Here is a 17,451-nt window from a genome sequence, read left to right as displayed (position 1 = left end):
TTCGCGCAACCGCTTCTGACATTTCCCGCGGAGGCCTTATGAGTGACGACGGTTACTGGATCATCCGCCTCATGCTGCTACGGGGACTGGGCGTCATCTACCTGATGGGTTTCCTGGTCGCCTGCAACCAGTTCCGCGCCCTGTGCGGAGACCGCGGCCTGGAACCCGCCCTCCCCTTCATGCGCCTGGTCCCCTTCCGCGATGCCCCGAGCCTCTTCTACTTCGTGCGCGGCGACCACGCCTACCTCGCCATCGCCCTCTCCGGCGTCTTGTTGTCCCTTGCCGCAGTCACCGGCCTCTCCGATGCCGGCGGCACCCTCCTTTCCATGACGGTCTGGTTCCTGCTCTGGGTCTTTTATCTCTCCTTCGTCAACATCGGGCAGACCTTCTACGCCTTCGGCTGGGAGTCGCTGCTCCTGGAGGCGGGCTTTCTCGCCGTTTTCCTCGGCCCTTCCGGCGCAGAGCCTTCGTGGGCGGTGATTTGGCTCTACCGCTGGCTCGCCTTCCGCATCATGTTCGGCGCCGGCATGATCAAGCTGCGCGGCGACAGCTGCTGGCATGACCTGACCTGCCTCGACTACCACTTCGAGACCCAGCCCATGCCCAACCCGCTCAGCCGCCTCTTCCACCGCCTTCCCGCGCCGGTGCACAAGGCGGGGGTGCTCTTCAACCACCTGGCCGAACTGGTGCTCCCCTTCCTCTTCTTCCTCCCCCAGCCGGTGGCCGGCATCGCCGCGGCAGGCGCGCTGCTCTTCCTGCTCTCCATCATCGTCAGCGGCAACTTCGCCTGGCTCAACTGGCTCACCGCGGTCATCTGTTTCAGTCCCCTGGACGGATCCTTCATCGCCAACCTGCTCGACGTGCGCCCCGGACCGATGCTCCCCCAGCCGCCGCTGTTCCAGGCGCTCACTTGGGGGGTGGTGCTCCTGGTCGCCGCCAAAAGCGTCGAGCCGGCCCGCAACCTCTTCTCCAAGCGGCAGATCATGAACACCTCGTTCGACCCGTTTCACCTGGTCAATACCTACGGCGCCTTCGGCAGCATCACCAGGGAACGCTACGAGATCGTGCTGGAAGGGACCCAGGCGGAGCACGCCTGGGAAGAGGCGGCCTGGCAGGCGTACGAGTTCCGCGGCAAACCGGGCGATCCCTCGCGCATGCCCCCCTTCATCGCGCCCTACCACCTGCGCCTGGACTGGCTGATGTGGTTCGAGGCGATGCCGTCCCAGGGTGGACACTCGCGCTGGTTCGTGCACCTCGTCATCAAGCTGCTCCAGGGGGATCAACAGACCCTGGCGCTGCTGCGCCACAATCCCTTCCCCGATGCCCCGCCGCGTTTCATCCGCGCCCTGTACTACCGCTACAACTTCGGCGACAAGCAGTGGTGGCGCCGGGAACTGGTCGGAGAGTACCTGGTCCCGGTTTCCCTGGAGCACCCCGTGTTGAAGCAGGTGCTGGAAAGGTATCAAAGGAAGGTGGCAGGCTGACCGCCGCTTCCCCCCCCGCCCCCCGGGGACTGGCTCCGCAGGTGCCTGTCCCCCTCCCGGATCGCACGAATCCCTGTAGGGGCGAATAATCATTCGCCCCCCCCAGCTGCCTCACCTCCGCCCCCGCCTCCCTTATTAACGACGGCCTCCGCGCCGTTTAACACCTTATCCGTTGCCGCAATTTTCTTGGAAAAATATAATCTCAGTATCGGTGCACGACTGACAGCAGCAAAGGAGGTCCTACATGAAGACCAAGCTTCTCGCCGCCGCAGTTGTGGTGCTGTCGCTCATGCCGCTATCGTCGCACGCCCATCTCTACGATTACGAGTACATCGGGCTCCCCTTCGACTGGTGCAGCGGGCCCACCTACACTCCCGCCAACCACGTCACCATCTCGCTGCTCACCGACCATCCCCTGAGTTTCGGCGAGCGGGGTTCCGCCGGAAACCAGAGTTCGGAGATGATCTCCTTCATCATGTCGGACGGCTACCAGACCATGAACCTGACCAATAGCGGGTACAGCGAGTTGCAGATATTCGACGGCCTGAAGGCGGACGGCACCCCCTACGGCTGGTGGATCTGGCTCTCCGACACCCCCGACGGCACCGGGAACACCGTCTATTCCGAGAACTCCCCCGACGGTTCCTATGACGTCGGCATGTACGGAGCGGACTTCGGCCGCAATTTCAACGACGGGACCTGGACCGTGTCCATCAAGTGCGCCCCGAGCCCCGTCCCCGAGCCCTCGACGGCGCTGCTGTTAGCCATCGGTTGCGCCGGCATGTGCGGCGCCACCTGGCGGCGCAGGAAAAACGCACACAGGTAACAGAGCCATAGCCACTGCAGTCGTTTCCCGCCAGTTTCCCGCAAAGGAAGCTGGTTTTTTTGTGTTTTCTGGTACACTCGCGTGGTGGCGCCGCTTGCGGCGCACTGTCTGGACATTCAATGGGAGGGATGAAAATGAGAAGATCGATCCTGGGAAGCATGGCAACGTCGGCGCTCGCCGCCATCGGCAGTATCGGTTCCCGGCTGCCGCGGGTGGGGGAAAAGGCGCCGGAGTTCGAGGCGGACTCGCCCCACGGCACGGTGCGCCTCGCCGACTACGCCGGCAAGAAGTACGTGCTGCTCGCCTTTTACTACGCGGACTTCACGCCGGTCTGAACCAGCGAGATGCAGGCTTTTCAAAAAGAGCTCTCCCTTTTTGAGAAGCAGGACGCCCAGGTCCTGGGCGTGAGCAGCGACACCACAGCGACCCATCAGGAATTTGCCCGGGAGCACGGCCTCACCTTCCCGCTTCTGGCCGACGAAAAGGGCACAGTGCAGAAGCTCTACGGCGCCGGTCGCGCCACCTTCGTCATCGACAAGGCAGGCATCATCCGTCACATCCAGCGCGGCTTCCCCGATACCGGCAAGCTCCTGGCACAGATCACCAAGCTGCAGCAGGAGGCGCAGATCTGAGGTTCAGCCAGGCATGGTAACGGACGCGCGGAGCACGAGTGAACGGCAGGAGGAACTGCAACCATGGCAGAGAACCCGGGGGAAAAGCGATTGGGAGAGCCGGTGGCCGTCACCTGCTATGCCGGTTACAAGGCCGACGAGCGCCCCACCGCGTTCACCTGGCGGGAGCAGAGGTATCACGTGATCGACATCGTCGACCGTTGGTACGACCAGGACGGCAACTACTTCAAGGTGCTGGTGCAGGAGGGTGGGCAGCACCTGCTCCGGCACGACCTGAATGAAGACCGCTGGGAACTGGTGGCGCCCCGGGAGGAATGAACACATCCCCTCTCCCCCTGGGAGAGGGCTAGGGTGAGGGCGTTGCCCAGAGCAAGTAATCGCAGCCGGCAGAGCCCTCACCCGCCCGTTGGGCACCCTCTCCCGGGGGGAGAGGGAGTAGCAGAAAATCATCTCCAGCCAAGTTTACCTTTGTGAGATTTGCTATTCTTTGCGGCTTTGCGTTGGATAAGGGTTTTACGTCTTTGCTTCTTGTCCCCGCAGGCTGATCCATTTCAAAGTCAACTCCCTGAGCCGGCGGCGCGCGTCTTCTTCGTAGGCCTGTTCCGCCGCCCGTTTGGGATTCCCCTGGTCGAAGTAGAGTCCCGTCTTCCCCTGCAACTCGTCGTCCACCGCCAACCGCTCCAGGTAGCGCGCCCCTTCCTCCACCGTGGTCCGTGCCGCTCCGAACCACTCCCGCACCATCTTGGTATCCATGAGCGACGCCGGATGCATCGCGTTGACCGTGATACCGGTTCCCGCCAGTTCGTGCGCCAGGTCGAAGCTGAACATGATCAGCGCCAGCTTGCTCTGGGCATAGGCGCGCATGCCGTCGTACCCCTTTTCCAGCATCACGTCGTCGAAGTCCAGATCCTGCTGGGCAACCGAAGCCACGTTCACGATGCGCGCGGCTCCCACCTCTTCGGCACGAAGGCGCAACAGCGGCAGTAGCCGGTAACTGAGCAAAAACGGCGCCAGGTAGTTGACCGCGAAGCGCAGTTCGAAGCCGTCCCGGCACAGCTCGCGCCGCTTGGGATCGGGCCCCGCGCCGACGCCGGCATTGTTGATCAGGACGTCCAGCCCGCGCCAGTCGGCCGCGATGGCGTCGGCCAACGCCTCAACCTCGGCCAGCGAGGAAAGGTCGGCATTGTAGTAGTGCAGCCGGTCGCTGCCGGTGGTCTCTTTGATGGCGTCGGTTACCCGCCGCCCTTTCTCCGGGTCCCTGCCGTGCAACAACAACGTCGCCCCCAGGGCGGCGAAATCGGTGGCGACCTTTTCACCCAGGCCGTCGGTCGCACCGGTGATCAAAATGACGTATCCTTCCAGGTCTTTCATGGCGGACCTCCTCGTTGAGGCCTACTGCTCCTAGTCCATGCTGTTGGCGCCGGCGGCCCACACCGCCAGCCACTGCTGTTGCGGGGTCATGCTGTTGCCGTACTGCACCATGACCCCGTCCTCCCGCTGATAGCTGCAGAACCACCCCGGCTTGTCGGCGCCGGGGAAGGTCGGAAAGTCGCCGGGATGTTCTTTGGCATCGTAGGGCGCCGAGTAGGTGCCGTCGTCCTTGGGCGGCCGGCAACGCTCGTCCCCTGCGTACCAGTTCGTTTCGGCGCCGGCGAGTTGCGCTCCCATGAGCGCGGTGATGGCGATTAAGTGGAACATGCTTTTCATGATGAACCTTTTCTCTTTCCTCGTGATTATCGGGGACAGGCTCCGCCAGGTGCCTGCCCCCTTTTCTGTGTCCCCTTGCTGCTTGGGGACGGTGGCTGTGCTGAAAGAAGCGTTGCGCCAAAGGGACAGGCACCTGACGGAGCCTGTCCCTTCTGCCACGCGCCCTCTCTCCGGTAGCGGAAGATAATCACTGTTCCCTTTACGACTTTATTTCCCCGGGTACCTGCTGTGCGAAGGCCGCCTTGGCGCCTTCCCTGATCTCTTCCGGGCTCAGGTCCCTGGTGTGGGTCGCCAGCATCCAGTTGTAGCCGAACGGATCCTGCAGCGACCCGGCCCGGTCTCCCCAGAACATGTCCTGGACCTCCATCTTCTCGATGGCTCCCGCTTCCAGCGCGCGCCTGAAGGCCCCGTCCACGTTCTCCACGTACAGGTAGAAGCTGATCGGCGACCCTCCCAGGGTTTCCGCGCTCTTGCAGTTTTCGCCCGGGAACTCGTCCCCCATCATGATGATGGAATCGCCCACCATGACTTCGGCGTGCATGATCCCCCCGTTCGGTCCCGGCATGGCGTATCTCTCTACGGCGCCGAAGGCGTTCTTGTAAAAGTCGATCGCTTTGCGGCAGTCCTTGAACATGAACATTGGTGTCACACTGTGAAACCCTTCCGGTATGGCTTTTGTCATGACAAACCTCCTATTAGTCAGGCATTTATCACGGCCCGACCTTCTCAGGATAGGATTCGGACCCAGCGATGTCAATAGCCGACCCCGAAGCTAACAGGGATGAAGGGGGTAGCCTCATTCTCGTTGTCGCTGATCCAGAAACCGTACTAGCTCTCTCGCTGCGTGACACCGTCCGGCCCGGCGGCCTGGGCGCGTCCCCCGGGTGAGCGCGGTGCTACCCGGTGGTCCGGCGCGGCGCGCGTTGAATTCGGGAAAAAGTCCTGTAAAGTTATACATCCCGGCCTCAGGCCGGAGGACCTACACGTGAGCGAGCCGCCAGGACGATCACCGTCGTGGGTCGTGACCACAAAGGTGACTACAGCGGGGACACCGATGCCGACCGAGAGCGTTCAGCCGATTGAAACTGCCGCGTTGCCCCTGCGCGGCGTTTCCTACTGGGGAAGAGCCGTCAACCTGCTCCCCTACCTGGTGCTGACGCTGTCGCTGCTCATGACCCTCTTCTTCTGGCGCCAGTACGACCGTAGCCTCACTTCCCGCTTCCAGACCGCCTTCCAGGACAAGAGCGTCGAAATCGTGGACCGGTTCATGAACCGCATGATCGATGACGAGCAGGTCCTGCGCGGAGCGGCGGGGCTGTTCAACGCCAGCGAAAGCGTCACCCGCAACGAGTGGCACCGTTTCACGTTATCGCTCGCCCTGGACCGGAACTACCCCGGCCTGCAGGGGCTCGGTTTCGCCGAGGTGGTGCGCCCCGAGGACAAGGATCGCCATGTCCGGCGCATGCGGAGCGAAGGCTTCCCCACCTACCGGATCTGGCCCGAGGGCGAGCGCCCCGTCTACTCCGCCATCATCTACCTGGAACCATTCGACTGGCGCAACCAGCGGGCCTTCGGCTACGACATGTTCTCCGAGGCCAACCGCCACAACGCCATGGCCAAGGCGCGCGACACCGGGGATGCCGCCCTCACCAACCCCGTTTTCCTGGTGCAGGAGACCGAGACCGACCGCCAGAAAGGGGTGCTCATGTACCTCCCGGTCTATGACGGGACGCGGCCGGCCGCGACGCCGGAGCAGCGCAGGGACGCACTGAAAGGCTGGGCCTACAGCCCGATCCGCATCAGGGACTTCATGTCCGCCACCTTCCCGAGGCCGCCGCAAGGAATAGCCTTCCGGATCTACACCGAGAACAGGGTCAGCACCGACACCCTGCTTTTCGACAGCATCGCCGACTGGAAGGTCCCACTCCCCCAGGGCACCCCCCCTCTTTTCCAGAGCAGCCGCACCGTGACGAAGTTCGGTCGCCAATGGCTGTTCACCTTCCAGTCGCTGCCGAATTTCGCGCTGGAGCAGGGCAAAAGCCAGTCGCGCAGCTACCTAGTGGGGGGGCTCGTCGTCAGCGCCCTGCTCACCGTGATCGCCTTCATGCTGCGCCACGCCCACACCAGCGCCATCCGGGCTGCCCAGGCACTGAGAGAAAGCCAAGAGCGCTACCGCAAGATTTCCGAGGACAGCCCCGCCTATATCTGTACCTATCTTCCCGACGGTACGCTCACCTACGTCAACCCCGCCCTGGCCAAAGATGCCCACATGGCCCAGGCCGAGATGGCGGGGAAGAATTTCCTCGAGTTCCTGCTCCCCGAGTACCGCTCGCAGGTGCTGGATTTCCTGGGTGCATTGAGTCCCGAGCACCCGACCGACACCGGGGAACTGGCGTTCTTCGGCCCCGGTTCCAGCCTGCTCTGGCATCAATGGACCAACAGGGGCATCTTCGACGAAGAGGGGCGGCTCGTCGAGGTACAGGGGGTCGGCCAGGACATCACCGAGCGCAAGAAGGCCGAAGAAGAACGGGTCCGTTACGAACAGCAGTTGCTGCATGCCCAGAAGATGGAGAGCCTGGGGGTTCTTGCCGGCGGGATCGCCCATGACTTCAACAACATCCTCATGGCCATCATCGGCAACGTCGACCTGTCGCTGATGAAGCTCCCCGAGGATTCCCCCATCACGACGAACCTCAAGAACATAGAAACGGCCGCCAATCGTGCCGCCTACCTCGCCAAGCAGATGCTGGCCTATTCCGGCAAGGGAAGGTTCCTGGTCGAGAAGGCGGACCTGAACCGGCTCATAGAGGACCTGCGCCATGTGCTGGAAACCTCGGCCGGCAACGCCGACATAAAACTCGACCTGGCCCGCCCGCTTCCCGCGGTGGAGGCGGACCTCACCCAGATGCGCCAGATACTGATGAACCTGGTGCAGAACGCCGGCGAAAGCATGGGGGAACAAAGAGGGAAGATCACCATCCGCACCGGTTCGGTAAACCTGGACCGGGACAGTGTCAAGGGGCTCACCCTGGGCGAAAACATGTCGGAAGGGCCCCACGTCTTCTTCGAGGTGGTGGACAACGGCAGCGGCATGGATGCGGAGGTGGTGCCCAAGATCTTCGATCCCTTCTTCACGACCAAGTTCACCGGCCGCGGTCTCGGCCTGGCCGCGGTACACGGCATCGTCCGGGGGCACCGGGGGGGGATCCGGATCTACAGCGAGCCGGGGCACGGCACCACGTTCAAGGTGCTGCTGCCGGTGAGCGAACCCGTCCCCGAACCGGTCCAGGCGGAGCCGGTGCAGGACGACTGGCGGGGAGAAGGAAAGATACTGCTGGTGGACGACGAAGAGACGGTGCGCAACATCGGCACCCGGATGCTCATCGAGCTCGGTTATGCCCCCATTGCCGCCTCGGGTGGTGAGGAAGCCTTGTCGCTGTACCGGGACAATCCCGACGTCAAGGCGGTGATACTCGACCTCACCATGCCCGGGATGGATGGCGAGGAGTGCTTCCGGCAGTTGCAGCTCGTCGACCCCAAGGTACAGGTGATCATGTCCAGCGGCTTCAGCGAGCAGGACGTGGTGCAGAAATTCGATGACCGTGCGCTCGCCGGCTTCATCCAGAAGCCCTACACGCTGAAAGCCCTCAGGGAAGTGATGCGCAAGGCATCCTGATGCACGTGCCCCGGCAAGCAGAAGGGACAGGCTCCGTCAGGTGCCTGTCCCTCTAGCGGAACGCTCTTTCAACTCAGCCACCTTCCCAAAAGCCAAGGGGGACAGGCACCAGGCGGAGCCGGTCCCCTCCTACGAAACCGTCACCAGCAACGGATGATCGAACCCCGCTTCGGCGATGACGCGCTCCGCCTCCCCGCGCCCCTGCAAAGCTGCACCTGCCAGGTCATGCGCCCGGCACAGATGTACCAGCACCCCGAGGTTGCCGTAGAGCGCGAAGCCGAGCAGCGACCTCATCTGTTGCGCCCCCGCCTCCTCCAATTCCTTGCCGCTTTCCTGGAGCACGGCCACATAGTGGCTCGGGAAAGAGACCACCTTGCGATCGAGTCCCGCCACGAAGGCCTCCCGCTCCTCCGGGGCGATCTTGCTGAAGTCGGCGCCGCACCAGACACTTTCACGGGTTGAGATGAGCGAACGGCAGGTCAGCGGCCGGACCGGATAGACGCTGCAGGCCCCGTCGTCGTTCAAAAGCGGACACCCGCCCATGGCGTCCCGGTGCAGGCGCAGGTACTGCGGCAGTTCCTTTACCCCCCCTACCAGTTCCCGCAACGTGAGCGCGTAGCGCTCGACCGCACTTTCCTTTTCCCGGTTCAGTTGCCCCGCCACCGCCAGGGCCTCGGCGAAGCCGGTGTGGACCGCGAGGCTGCAGCAGTTGCGGCATCCCTTGCCGCAGAAAACAGCGCCGCCGCCCAAGCGGTAGTCGTCGCCCCAGGAGCGGACGAACATTTCCAGGAACATTTGCTGCTGCTTTGCCTGGTCGAGCAGTTGTTTCAAGGTCTCGCTGCTTTGAGTCATGACATCCTTTCGCCGCCGCCATTTCGGGCCAGGTTCTCGTGCGGTTGCTATTAGTCCAATTGGTCCCATTGGTGCCATCGGTGCCATCGGTGCCGTCATTGTCCCGCCGGCGCCCCGCACTGCATGTGAGCACATAGCATATCGTGCCGGATAGGGCAAGCAGGAGCTGTTGGAAGCGCCGTGAGTTGTAAAGCGCCAGGAGTTGATCGAAACAGAAGGTGCTGGAACAGGCAGGGGTTGATCGGGCAGACATGGCAGGAATTCTAGGAAGCGAGAGTTGATCTCGTTCCCAAGGTCCGCCTTGGGAACGCAAAGCCTCTCCCTCGGATGCAAAGCTGGAGCTTTGCGCCATATGGTGTTCCCAAGCTGGAGCTTGGGAACCAGGAAAACAGGTGAGTACCGTCTTTGCCACGCAGCGCCGCCCGAGCCCTCGCGTCCCCCCCTTGACAAAACGGGGACAGGGGGGATTTGCCTTGGCAAAAGAGCCGCCCCCCTCGGCTCCCAACCTCAGCTTGCGGAACCTGGCATGCTTGCTACCATTAACTACCGTTAACACCCAATCCCTTCACCCGGGAGGAACACCGATGAAAAAGCTTGTTCTGTCACTGCTACTGCTGCTGAGTGCGCACATTCCGACCTACGCTGCCGACTGCGAATGCCAGCGTATCGAGTACGAGGACCTGCTCAGCATGCCGATAAGCGAGCTGCGGGCCAAGGTGGAGCAGTATGAAAGGCTGAAGGCGAACTATGCCAATGGCGCCTCGACATACTGCTTTTACACCTGCGCCACCACCTATGAGCAGCTCTGGAACGCCAAGGTGGAAAAGGAGCGCGACCAGATGAAGAGCCGCGCCGCCAACCGCGCACAAAAGCAGGACGCCGTGCTGCAACCACCGCCGCCCTCACGCAGGTGAACCGGTCCGGCGCCCTTTGCCTCATCAACGGTCCAGCATCCCCCTGACCTTGCGCAGCAACTCCATCGGCTGCACCGGTTTCATGATCAGCTCGATCCCCTCTTCCGACACCCCCCTGTTCTGGATGAAGTCCGCGGTATACCCGCTCGAATAGAGCACCTTCACCCCGGGCTGCAGCCGCGAGATCTCCTCGTAGGCCTCCTTGCCGTTCTTCTTCGGCATGATCATGTCCATGAGGATCAATGCCACCTTTTCCTTGTTGGCGACAAACTGCTCAACCACATCCTGCCCGTCCACTGCCTGGATCACCTGGTAGCCGTACTGGCTCAGGATGGAGACGACGAGCCGGCGCACGTCCGCATCGTCCTCAGCCAGCAGAATGGTTTCATTGCCGCCGACCGGTGTCTGTTCCTGCACGTCCTGGACATACGCTTCGCAGGGTTCGGGCTGCTGCAGCGGCAGGTAGATCCTGAAGGTGGTCCCGTGCCCGGGCTCGCTGTAGACGTTTATGATGCCGCTGTGCTGCTTGACGATGCCGTAGACGATGGCCATGCCGAGGCCGGTCCCTTTGCCGACCTCCTTGGTGGTGTAGAAAGGTTCGAACATCCGTTTGCGGGTTTCCTCTTCCATGCCGCTGCCGCTGTCGGACACGGTCACTACCGCGTAGTTTCCCGATTCTGCCCGCTCCGACTCGTGGTCGATGGGCGCCTCCACCGCCTGCAGCCCCGTCTCGATGGTGAGCATCCCTCCCCTGGGCATGGAATCACGCGCGTTGGTGGCCAGGTTGATCAGCACCTGCTCGAGCTGCCCCACGTCGGCGTGCACGATGAGCTGGTCGCCGTAGGTTACCGTCTTCAGGTGGATGTCCTCGCCGATGATCCTCAGGATGAATTTCTCGAAGTTCTCGATGACCTCGTTCAGGTCGACGGGTTCCAGCTGGATGACCTGCTTGCGGCTGAACGCCAGCAGCCCCTTGGTAAGTTGGGCCGCCCTATCCGCCGAGGACAGGATGTGCCCCACCCATTCCTGCTCTTTGCTGCCGAGGCTGTCCTTCATGCTGAGCAGGTTGGCGTAGCCGGTGATCACCTGCAGGATGTTGTTGAAGTCGTGTGCGACGCCGCCGGCCAGCTGCCCCACCGCCTCCATCTTCTGCGACTGCCGCAACTGCTCTTCGAGATGGATGCGCTCGGCAAGTATCCGGGACAGCTTGATCGAACTGAAACTGAGCGTGGAAATCACCTTGGTGAGTTCGGCGTAGAATTTCATCCCGGCTTCCGCCGTTTCCCTGGTGAAGCGCGGCACCCGTTCCAGCGCGGCCAGGTACTCCTTCTCGTCGAAGCCGTAGCGCCTTGCCTGCTCCCGGAACAGTTCAACGTCGGGGGGATCGTCCTCGTAGAAGAACTGCCCGATGAAGACGTTGCCGACATGCTTGCCCCCCACCTCGATCGGCGTCACCATGTCCCACATGTTGTTCTTGCAGCGGTACAGCTTGTGGGTTCCCACCGCCACCCCCTTGGTCAGCACGGTGTCGCTTTCCAGGCAGTTCTTGCAGGCGTCGGGATGGACCCGGTGGAACTTGGTGCAGATATCCTGCCACCCTACCGCGACCAGCACCTTGCCCGAGACATCGAGCACCGCCCCCAGCATCCCGGTGATCCGGTAGAAGTCCTCCATCATGGTCTGCAGCATCTCGGTATCGATGATGTCCGACAACTCCAGGGCGCCGATGTCCCCTTCCGGCTCCAGGATCGCCTTCAGTTTGTGCCGGACCGTCTCCTCGCTCTCCTTGAGCGCGACCTCGGCCCTGCGCCGCTCCTCGACCTCCTCCTCCAGCACTGCGGTCTGCTCTTCGAGCAGCGCCGTCTGTTCCTGCAGCGCCTCCTGGGTGAGTTCCCGCTCCGCCAACTGTTCCTCGAGCTCGACACCTTTTTTCTTCAGTTCGTCTTCGAGCTGCTTTAACTCGGTGATGTCGGTGGAAATGCCGCAAAGGCCGTATATGGCCCCCTCCGCGTCCCTGAGCGGCAGCTTTACCGTCCAGTAGCTGCGCGGCTGCTCGTTCTCGGCAGCGAGGTTCGTTTCTTCCCTTTTGACCGTCTGCCCCTCTTCGAGCACCGGACGGTCGCTGACAATGATCTCCCGGACCGATTCCGGTGAGAAGAACGCGGCGTCGGTCTTGCCCACGATCTCCTCCTCGGGCTGGCCGAACAACTCGCAGACCTTGCGGTTGGCGTAGGTGTAGCGATACTGGGTGTCCTTTATGAAGATGTAGGCGCCGACGTTGTCGAGGATGGTGTCCAGGCGCAGCTTGCTTTCCCGCAAGGCAGCCTCGGATTCCTTGCGTTCGCGGCTGCGCCGGTAGAAGAAATAGGCGGCAACGCACGCGACCAGCAGCGCGAAGGGAAGCAGGTATTTCAGCATGTCCCGGAAGGTCGGCTCCTTGGTCTCGTAGACCCCGAACCACTTCTGGTACAGCGCGTCGTAGTCGCCGTCCGCCTTGGTCAGCGCCAGCCCCTCATTCAGCGCGGCCAGCAGGTCCGACTCCCCCTTGCTCACGCCGAAGGTGAATTTCTGGGCGTAGCCGGCCTTGGCGTCCAGCGCCCGGACATTGTCGATGTGCAGCTCCCGCAGCGTCTGCAGCCCGGCCAGTTTGCTGAGCAGCATGGCGTCGTGCTTGCCCGAAGCCAGAAGCTGCAGCCCTTCCCGGGCGTCGTTGACCAGCACCAGTTGCTTTTGCCACCCCTTGGACACCGCGTATTCGTGAGCCAGGTCCGATTTGAACACGATGATGGACTTTCCCGCCAGGTCCGCCTCCGAGTTGATGCGGGAATCCCCCTTGCGCACGAAGATGGCGCCGTTGACCGTGACGTGGGGGACGCTGAAATCGGTGTAGCGATGCCGTTCGGCGGAAGTAGCGATGTTGACCAGTACGTCGACCTTGCCCTCCCTGAACTCCTGGAGCAGTTGCCCCCACGGTCGGACCCTCATGGTGTATTTGAGCCCCACCTCCCGGGCGACCTCTTTCCAGAGTTCCACCGCGAAGCCGCCGGCGGTTTCGTCGGTACTGCCGGTGGAGAAGGGAGGGAAGTTTTCCTCGCTGCCAACAACGAGTATTTTCTGGGAGTAATCGGCGGCCGGTGCCTTGGCGACACAGGAGAGGAGGCATACGATGAGGATGAGAAGTCGGAGCATACCCGGTCCTTTGGTCAAAGTGACACTCATGGCAAATACCTTACTGTCTCAAAGACTGGCACAAGCTGCGGGATATGTTAATGAAGGCCCAAGATAAGATAACAAAAAAAGCGAACTCGTAAAGAGAATTCGCTTTTTCTGACAGGAGAAAATCAATCAGTTATTCACAGGGATGAAGGGGATACAGGGGATAAAGGCCGAGAACAAAAGATTCAGTGATACCTCAAAAGCAGTAGCGCGAAGAACGCTGGGTATCCGCAGAGAACGCCAAGGAGGCTTTGGAATAACGACCAAACTCCTTTTTCGCGATCTTCGCGCGCACTTGGCGTACATTTCGTAACTGCTTTTCCCTCGGTTTTATCCAAATGCTTTATCCCCTTTATTCCTTTTATCCCTGTTAATAGCCTCTTGTCTTTTTGTGTCTCCAAGTTGCGGCGCCGGGCGGCCCAGGTGGAAGCCCTGGGCGTAGTCGATGCCCACGCTCTGCACCGCCTCCAGGATTTCCTCCGACTCGATGTACTCGGCGATGGTGCTGATGTTGAACTCCTTGGCCAGCATGGCCAGGGTCTTCACGAACGCCATGTCACGGTAGTCGTTGAGCATGTTCCTGACGAAGACCCCCTCGATCTTCACGTAATCGATGGGGAACTGCCGAATGTACTGGAACGAGGAGAAGCCCGAGCCGAAATCGTCGATGGCGAACTTGAACCCCTGCGACTTGAGGTCGTAGACGAATTTCTCCAGCAGGGTCAGGTTCTTCACCGTCTCCCGCTCGGTCAGTTCGAACACCACCCTGCTGCGGTCGATGTGGTACCTGTCCGCGAGGCGGATGATGTTGGGCAGGAACTCGCTCATGATCATCGATTTCGGGGAAAGGTTCACGAACAGGTTCCCCTGGTACCCCTGCTCCTCGACCATGGCGAAGGCCTTTTCCAGGAGGATCGCGTCCAGTCGTCCCACGATGCCCAGACTTTCTGCCGTCTCGATGAACTCGCCGGCGGCGATCACCTCCCCCTTCAACTCGATGCGGCACAGCACCTCGCAGCACTGGGGCTTGCCCGGTCCCAGCGCGACGATGGGCTGGAAGTACGGGATCACCTTGCGCCCATCCACCGCCTCCTGCACCATCCTCGCCTTTTCCCCGACCATGCGGAACACTTCCACCACGTCCTCGGGAGTCGGGATGCTGACCCGGTTTTTCCCTTCCCCCTTGGCCTTGTAGGTCATGTTGTCCGCGAACAGGAACAGGTCCTTCTCGGTCACCGCGTGCAGCGGGAACATGGCAAGCCCTATGGACGCGGTGGCCCTGGCCTTGGCCGCATCCGGGGTGGCCACGTAGAGGTCCTCGGTGATGTTCCTGATCCTCGCCGCCACCAGCGCCGCCTGTTCCTCGTCCGCCTCGGGGAGCAGGATGACGAACTCGTCGCCGCCGTAGCGGGCGAAGATGTCCCCCTTGCGCAGGGCGTACTGGACCGCGTCGGCAAAGGCGGCCAGGTAGCGGTCGCCGATGGCGTGCCCCCAGGTGTCGTTGATGTGCTTGAAGTTGTCCAGGTCGATCACCAGCAGTGCGAAGCTGTAGCCGTGCCGGTCGGCCCGTCCGATCTCGTAGGAGATCAGCTCCCAGAACACCCGCTGGTTGAACAGGTTGGTGAGGGGATCGCGGGTGGCGTAGTATTCCAGGTCCTTGGTGTACTTGTGGATCGCCTTGATGGAGCCGATCACGTTCAGCAGCGTGGTCAGGATGCTGTCGATCACCAGGCCGCGGGTCGTGTTCCAGGCCGATTCCGACTGGACCCCGATCCCGACCACCCCACCTATCTGCGGGGAATCGAGGATCAGTGATTTTGTCTGCAGGTCCAGGTCCCCCTGCTCCAGGGCGAGCGGCGTCGGGTCGGCTGCGATATTGTGGATCACCTGCAGCGCCGAGCTGTCCGCGAGGCGGGCGTTTTCGGTCCTGATCTTGCGCAGCACCTCCTGTTCCACCTGCTTCTTGGTCGCCTCGCTGGGCTGGGAGCGCCAGAAGATCTCGATGTCGTACAGTTCCTCGCCGACCTGGAAGATGCAGAACAGCATGTAGGCGTCCACCACCTGGTTGATCTCGAGCAGGAGGCAGGCGACGTGCTCCTTCCAGTCCCGGATCACCTCGGACGTGATGATGAACTTCTCCAGCATCTGGATCTCCAGCTCCAGGATCTCCTTGTCCACCGAAACCGCCCGGATCTTGTCCACCAGCTTGGACACCTCGCCGAAGATGCGGTCCAGTTCGGTGAAGCCCGGGGCGACGTCGGAAAATTCGAGACGGGTCAGGTCGCGGATGCTGTTCACCTGCATCACCTTGTCGCCGAGCTCGTTGATGGAGGGAACCACCCGGGCGTTGACCAGGCGCGCGATGAACAGCGCCATCAGCACCGGGATCGGGGAAAGCACAAGGAAGAGGAAGAACAGTTTCTGCCTGGCCTGCCGCAGCATCGGCCCGATGTCCTGGCGTACCTTGAGCGCGCCGAGCAGGCTTCCCGTGCGGGCGTTGCCGTGACAGGCGAGGCAGTTTTTGGTGGCGAAGAGAGGAAAGATCGCCTCCACCACCCGCCCCTCGCCCCGTTCCAGTACGGTGCCGCTTCTGAAGACCTGTTCCACGCCCGCGTCGGCGGCAAGCTCGATCCGCCCGTACAGCGCCTCCACGACCGGGGTGCGATACAGCTCCACTGAATGATTCCCCAGCGCACCCGACCCGCGCGGCGTGTTGTAGAAGCTCAGGAGTTCCTGCCGGGTGGCCCCCTTCCCCATCAGCAAAGGAATCGAGCGATGAACCTGCTGTGCCTGGTCGTAGGCAAGTCTGGTGGCGCTGCGTTTGACGGTGTCGAGATAGACAACGGAAGTAATGACGAGGACGAAAGCGAAGCTGATGAAGGAGACGGCGAGGGACGATGCCAGGATGAAGGTGCGCAGCGAGAGCCGGAAACCGCGGCTCTGCGTTGCTGACGGCGCACTGCATTCCAGCTCCGGGACTTCAAACTTTTCTTCCATGGTGATACAGGATGCGTTTTCCAATTTAAACAGGACCTTTTTTGTCTTATTTGAAACTGGAAAGTTTTATATCACGCAGATCTGCTCATAGCAAGAAATTCCTATATTCATGAATCATGTTAACCGGATATCCGCAAAATCCGTATCGTTTCGCCACGTGTGAAGGTTTTGGGAGCATCAAGGACGCTGGAATCTGCTGCCACAAGGGATTCCACGTGAAGAAGCGTCCCCCCCTTTGCGAAAGGGGGGACAGGGGGGATTTGCCTTTGTGCCTTACGGCGTCGTGACCATCTTGGTGAACAGGTAATCATTGCCCGCCACCGGCGTGTGGCAGCCGAAGCATTCCGCCACGAAGCTTGTATCCTTGCCGTACGGCTGCAGCGTGTTGCCGACGAAACGAGCGAAGCCCCACCCTCCCGTCTCCTTGTACTTCTTGGCGTCCTTCACCATGAACTCGACCTGCACGAACGCCCCAGGCTCGGTCGCCACGGGGAAGTTCGGGTGTTTTTCCGCCTTCCAGGCCACCTTGGCCAGCACGCTGCCGTCGGGAAGCGGCTTCTTTCCCGCCTTGAGGCCGGCCACCGCGGTCTCATTCCCCGTTATCACCCTGATCTGCCCCTTGTCCTCCCGGTACGAGGGAGCGACCACCTTCCAGGAGAGGTAGTCGGGATACAGCGCGATGCCGTTGGGAGCTACCGGGCGATCGGCGGCGACGACCGAACCTGCAAGCGACAGGACTGCGACACAGACAACCAACTTTTTCCTCATAGCGTCCTCCTTCATGCAAGATGGTGAGCATGCACCTGACATAGGAAAGCAGTCAAATCGGGTCCACCAGACACAGCCGACCCGGAAACAATAGCAAAAAGTTCGCATGCGTAAAGACGTCAGGATCTAAATCTGCCGGCTGTGGCACAGCGCCATGCCGCAACTTCGGCGAACTCTGTAGAAAGAAGCCTGTGATCTCGGTAGGCTTGGCTGATTCGCCTCGTTGTGACCGTCTTAAGGTTTCTTTGCGCCTTTGCGTCTTGTATGTTTACGATCAAGCAGCTAGATTTTCTGTTCCGGGACATGGCAGTTTGTTCGCGTCTTGGGTTCGAGCCCGTCGCAAAGCGTAAAACGCCATGTCCTCTTCTTCACAGCCCGA

The 17,451-nt window shown here is 61.6% G+C and carries 13 protein-coding genes; 6 read left to right on the top strand and 7 right to left on the bottom strand.

Annotated elements, in window-relative coordinates:
* The first annotated feature begins 38 nt into the window (after positions 1 to 38).
* The 4 genes from H7687_RS21570 (at position 39) to H7687_RS21555 (ending at position 3,260) form a co-directional block, all read left to right on the top strand.
* Positions 39 to 1,484: a lipase maturation factor family protein gene (locus H7687_RS21570; protein ID WP_183351317.1), complete on the top strand. Its 1,446-nt coding sequence runs from the start codon at positions 39 to 41 to the stop codon at positions 1,482 to 1,484.
* Between the two features lie 244 nt (positions 1,485 to 1,728).
* Positions 1,729 to 2,310: a PEP-CTERM sorting domain-containing protein gene (locus H7687_RS21565; protein WP_183351315.1), complete on the top strand. Its 582-nt coding sequence runs from the start codon at positions 1,729 to 1,731 to the stop codon at positions 2,308 to 2,310.
* 134 nt (positions 2,311 to 2,444) lie between these two features.
* Complete coding sequence (locus H7687_RS21560; RefSeq protein ID WP_183351313.1) at positions 2,445 to 2,942, top strand: peroxiredoxin family protein; 498 nt, start codon at positions 2,445 to 2,447, stop codon at positions 2,940 to 2,942.
* Between the two features lie 63 nt (positions 2,943 to 3,005).
* Complete coding sequence (locus H7687_RS21555) at positions 3,006 to 3,260, top strand: DUF6504 family protein (protein ID WP_246405062.1); 255 nt, start codon at positions 3,006 to 3,008, stop codon at positions 3,258 to 3,260.
* 195 nt (positions 3,261 to 3,455) lie between these two features.
* On the opposite strand, the gene H7687_RS21550 is transcribed toward H7687_RS21555, so the two are convergent.
* The 3 genes from H7687_RS21550 to H7687_RS21540 all read right to left on the bottom strand — a co-directional run bounded on the left by H7687_RS21550 (position 3,456) and on the right by H7687_RS21540 (position 5,331).
* Complete coding sequence (locus tag H7687_RS21550; RefSeq protein ID WP_183351311.1) at positions 3,456 to 4,313, bottom strand: SDR family NAD(P)-dependent oxidoreductase; 858 nt, start codon at positions 4,311 to 4,313, stop codon at positions 3,456 to 3,458.
* A 30-nt stretch (positions 4,314 to 4,343) separates the two neighbouring features.
* A complete protein-coding gene (locus H7687_RS21545; RefSeq protein WP_183351309.1) occupies positions 4,344 to 4,649 on the bottom strand; it encodes a hypothetical protein in 306 nt (101 codons plus the stop codon).
* Positions 4,650 to 4,848: 199 nt separating this feature from the next.
* The gene (locus H7687_RS21540) at positions 4,849 to 5,331 is read right to left on the bottom strand and encodes a VOC family protein (protein WP_183351306.1); all 483 of its coding nucleotides are present in this window, start codon (positions 5,329 to 5,331) and stop codon (positions 4,849 to 4,851) included.
* 372 nt (positions 5,332 to 5,703) lie between these two features.
* Between H7687_RS21540 and H7687_RS21535 the strand changes: the two genes are divergently transcribed.
* Entirely contained in the window at positions 5,704 to 8,325 is a 2,622-nt protein-coding gene (locus tag H7687_RS21535) for a CHASE domain-containing protein (protein WP_183351304.1), read from the top strand.
* 129 nt (positions 8,326 to 8,454) lie between these two features.
* Here H7687_RS21535 and H7687_RS21530 read toward each other — a convergent pair whose 3' ends face one another.
* The gene (locus H7687_RS21530; protein ID WP_183351302.1) at positions 8,455 to 9,177 is read right to left on the bottom strand and encodes a YkgJ family cysteine cluster protein; all 723 of its coding nucleotides are present in this window, start codon (positions 9,175 to 9,177) and stop codon (positions 8,455 to 8,457) included.
* Between the two features lie 584 nt (positions 9,178 to 9,761).
* Here H7687_RS21530 and H7687_RS21525 point away from each other — a divergent pair.
* A complete protein-coding gene (locus H7687_RS21525; protein WP_183351299.1) occupies positions 9,762 to 10,091 on the top strand; it encodes a hypothetical protein in 330 nt (109 codons plus the stop codon).
* A 24-nt stretch (positions 10,092 to 10,115) separates the two neighbouring features.
* Here the strand turns inward: H7687_RS21525 and H7687_RS21520 are convergent, their stop codons facing one another.
* From H7687_RS21520 to H7687_RS21510, 3 genes are all read right to left on the bottom strand, one after another.
* On the bottom strand, positions 10,116 to 13,280 hold the full coding sequence (locus H7687_RS21520; RefSeq protein ID WP_183351297.1) for a PocR ligand-binding domain-containing protein: 3,165 nt from the start codon (positions 13,278 to 13,280) through the stop codon (positions 10,116 to 10,118).
* A gap of 357 nt (positions 13,281 to 13,637) precedes the next feature.
* Positions 13,638 to 16,304, bottom strand: a complete 2,667-nt coding sequence (locus tag H7687_RS21515; protein WP_183351295.1) for a putative bifunctional diguanylate cyclase/phosphodiesterase — start codon at positions 16,302 to 16,304, stop codon at positions 13,638 to 13,640.
* Positions 16,305 to 16,577: 273 nt separating this feature from the next.
* On the bottom strand, positions 16,578 to 17,072 hold the full coding sequence (locus tag H7687_RS21510; RefSeq protein ID WP_183351294.1) for a cytochrome P460 family protein: 495 nt from the start codon (positions 17,070 to 17,072) through the stop codon (positions 16,578 to 16,580).
* Positions 17,073 to 17,451 lie beyond the last annotated feature (379 nt).

Origin of the sequence: Geomonas paludis, assembly GCF_014193585.1 — a bacterium.
GTDB classification, from domain to species: domain Bacteria; phylum Desulfobacterota; class Desulfuromonadia; order Geobacterales; family Geobacteraceae; genus Geomonas; species Geomonas paludis.
The sequence above is the reverse complement of the archived record's forward strand: the minus strand, read 5'-3'. Positions and strand labels throughout refer to the sequence as shown.

Coding starts and splice junctions, on each gene's coding strand:
- H7687_RS21530 (WP_183351302.1), bottom strand. CDS start 9,177: ATGACTCAAAGCAGCGAGACCTTGAAACAACTGCTCGACCAGGCAAAG.
- H7687_RS21555 (WP_246405062.1), top strand. CDS start 3,006: ATGGCAGAGAACCCGGGGGAAAAGCGATTGGGAGAGCCGGTGGCCGTC.
- H7687_RS21570 (WP_183351317.1), top strand. CDS start 39: ATGAGTGACGACGGTTACTGGATCATCCGCCTCATGCTGCTACGGGGA.
- H7687_RS21520 (WP_183351297.1), bottom strand. CDS start 13,280: ATGCTCCGACTTCTCATCCTCATCGTATGCCTCCTCTCCTGTGTCGCC.
- H7687_RS21525 (WP_183351299.1), top strand. CDS start 9,762: ATGAAAAAGCTTGTTCTGTCACTGCTACTGCTGCTGAGTGCGCACATT.
- H7687_RS21510 (WP_183351294.1), bottom strand. CDS start 17,072: ATGAGGAAAAAGTTGGTTGTCTGTGTCGCAGTCCTGTCGCTTGCAGGT.
- H7687_RS21540 (WP_183351306.1), bottom strand. CDS start 5,331: ATGACAAAAGCCATACCGGAAGGGTTTCACAGTGTGACACCAATGTTC.
- H7687_RS21565 (WP_183351315.1), top strand. CDS start 1,729: ATGAAGACCAAGCTTCTCGCCGCCGCAGTTGTGGTGCTGTCGCTCATG.
- H7687_RS21545 (WP_183351309.1), bottom strand. CDS start 4,649: ATGAAAAGCATGTTCCACTTAATCGCCATCACCGCGCTCATGGGAGCG.
- H7687_RS21515 (WP_183351295.1), bottom strand. CDS start 16,304: ATGGAAGAAAAGTTTGAAGTCCCGGAGCTGGAATGCAGTGCGCCGTCA.
- H7687_RS21535 (WP_183351304.1), top strand. CDS start 5,704: ATGCCGACCGAGAGCGTTCAGCCGATTGAAACTGCCGCGTTGCCCCTG.
- H7687_RS21550 (WP_183351311.1), bottom strand. CDS start 4,313: ATGAAAGACCTGGAAGGATACGTCATTTTGATCACCGGTGCGACCGAC.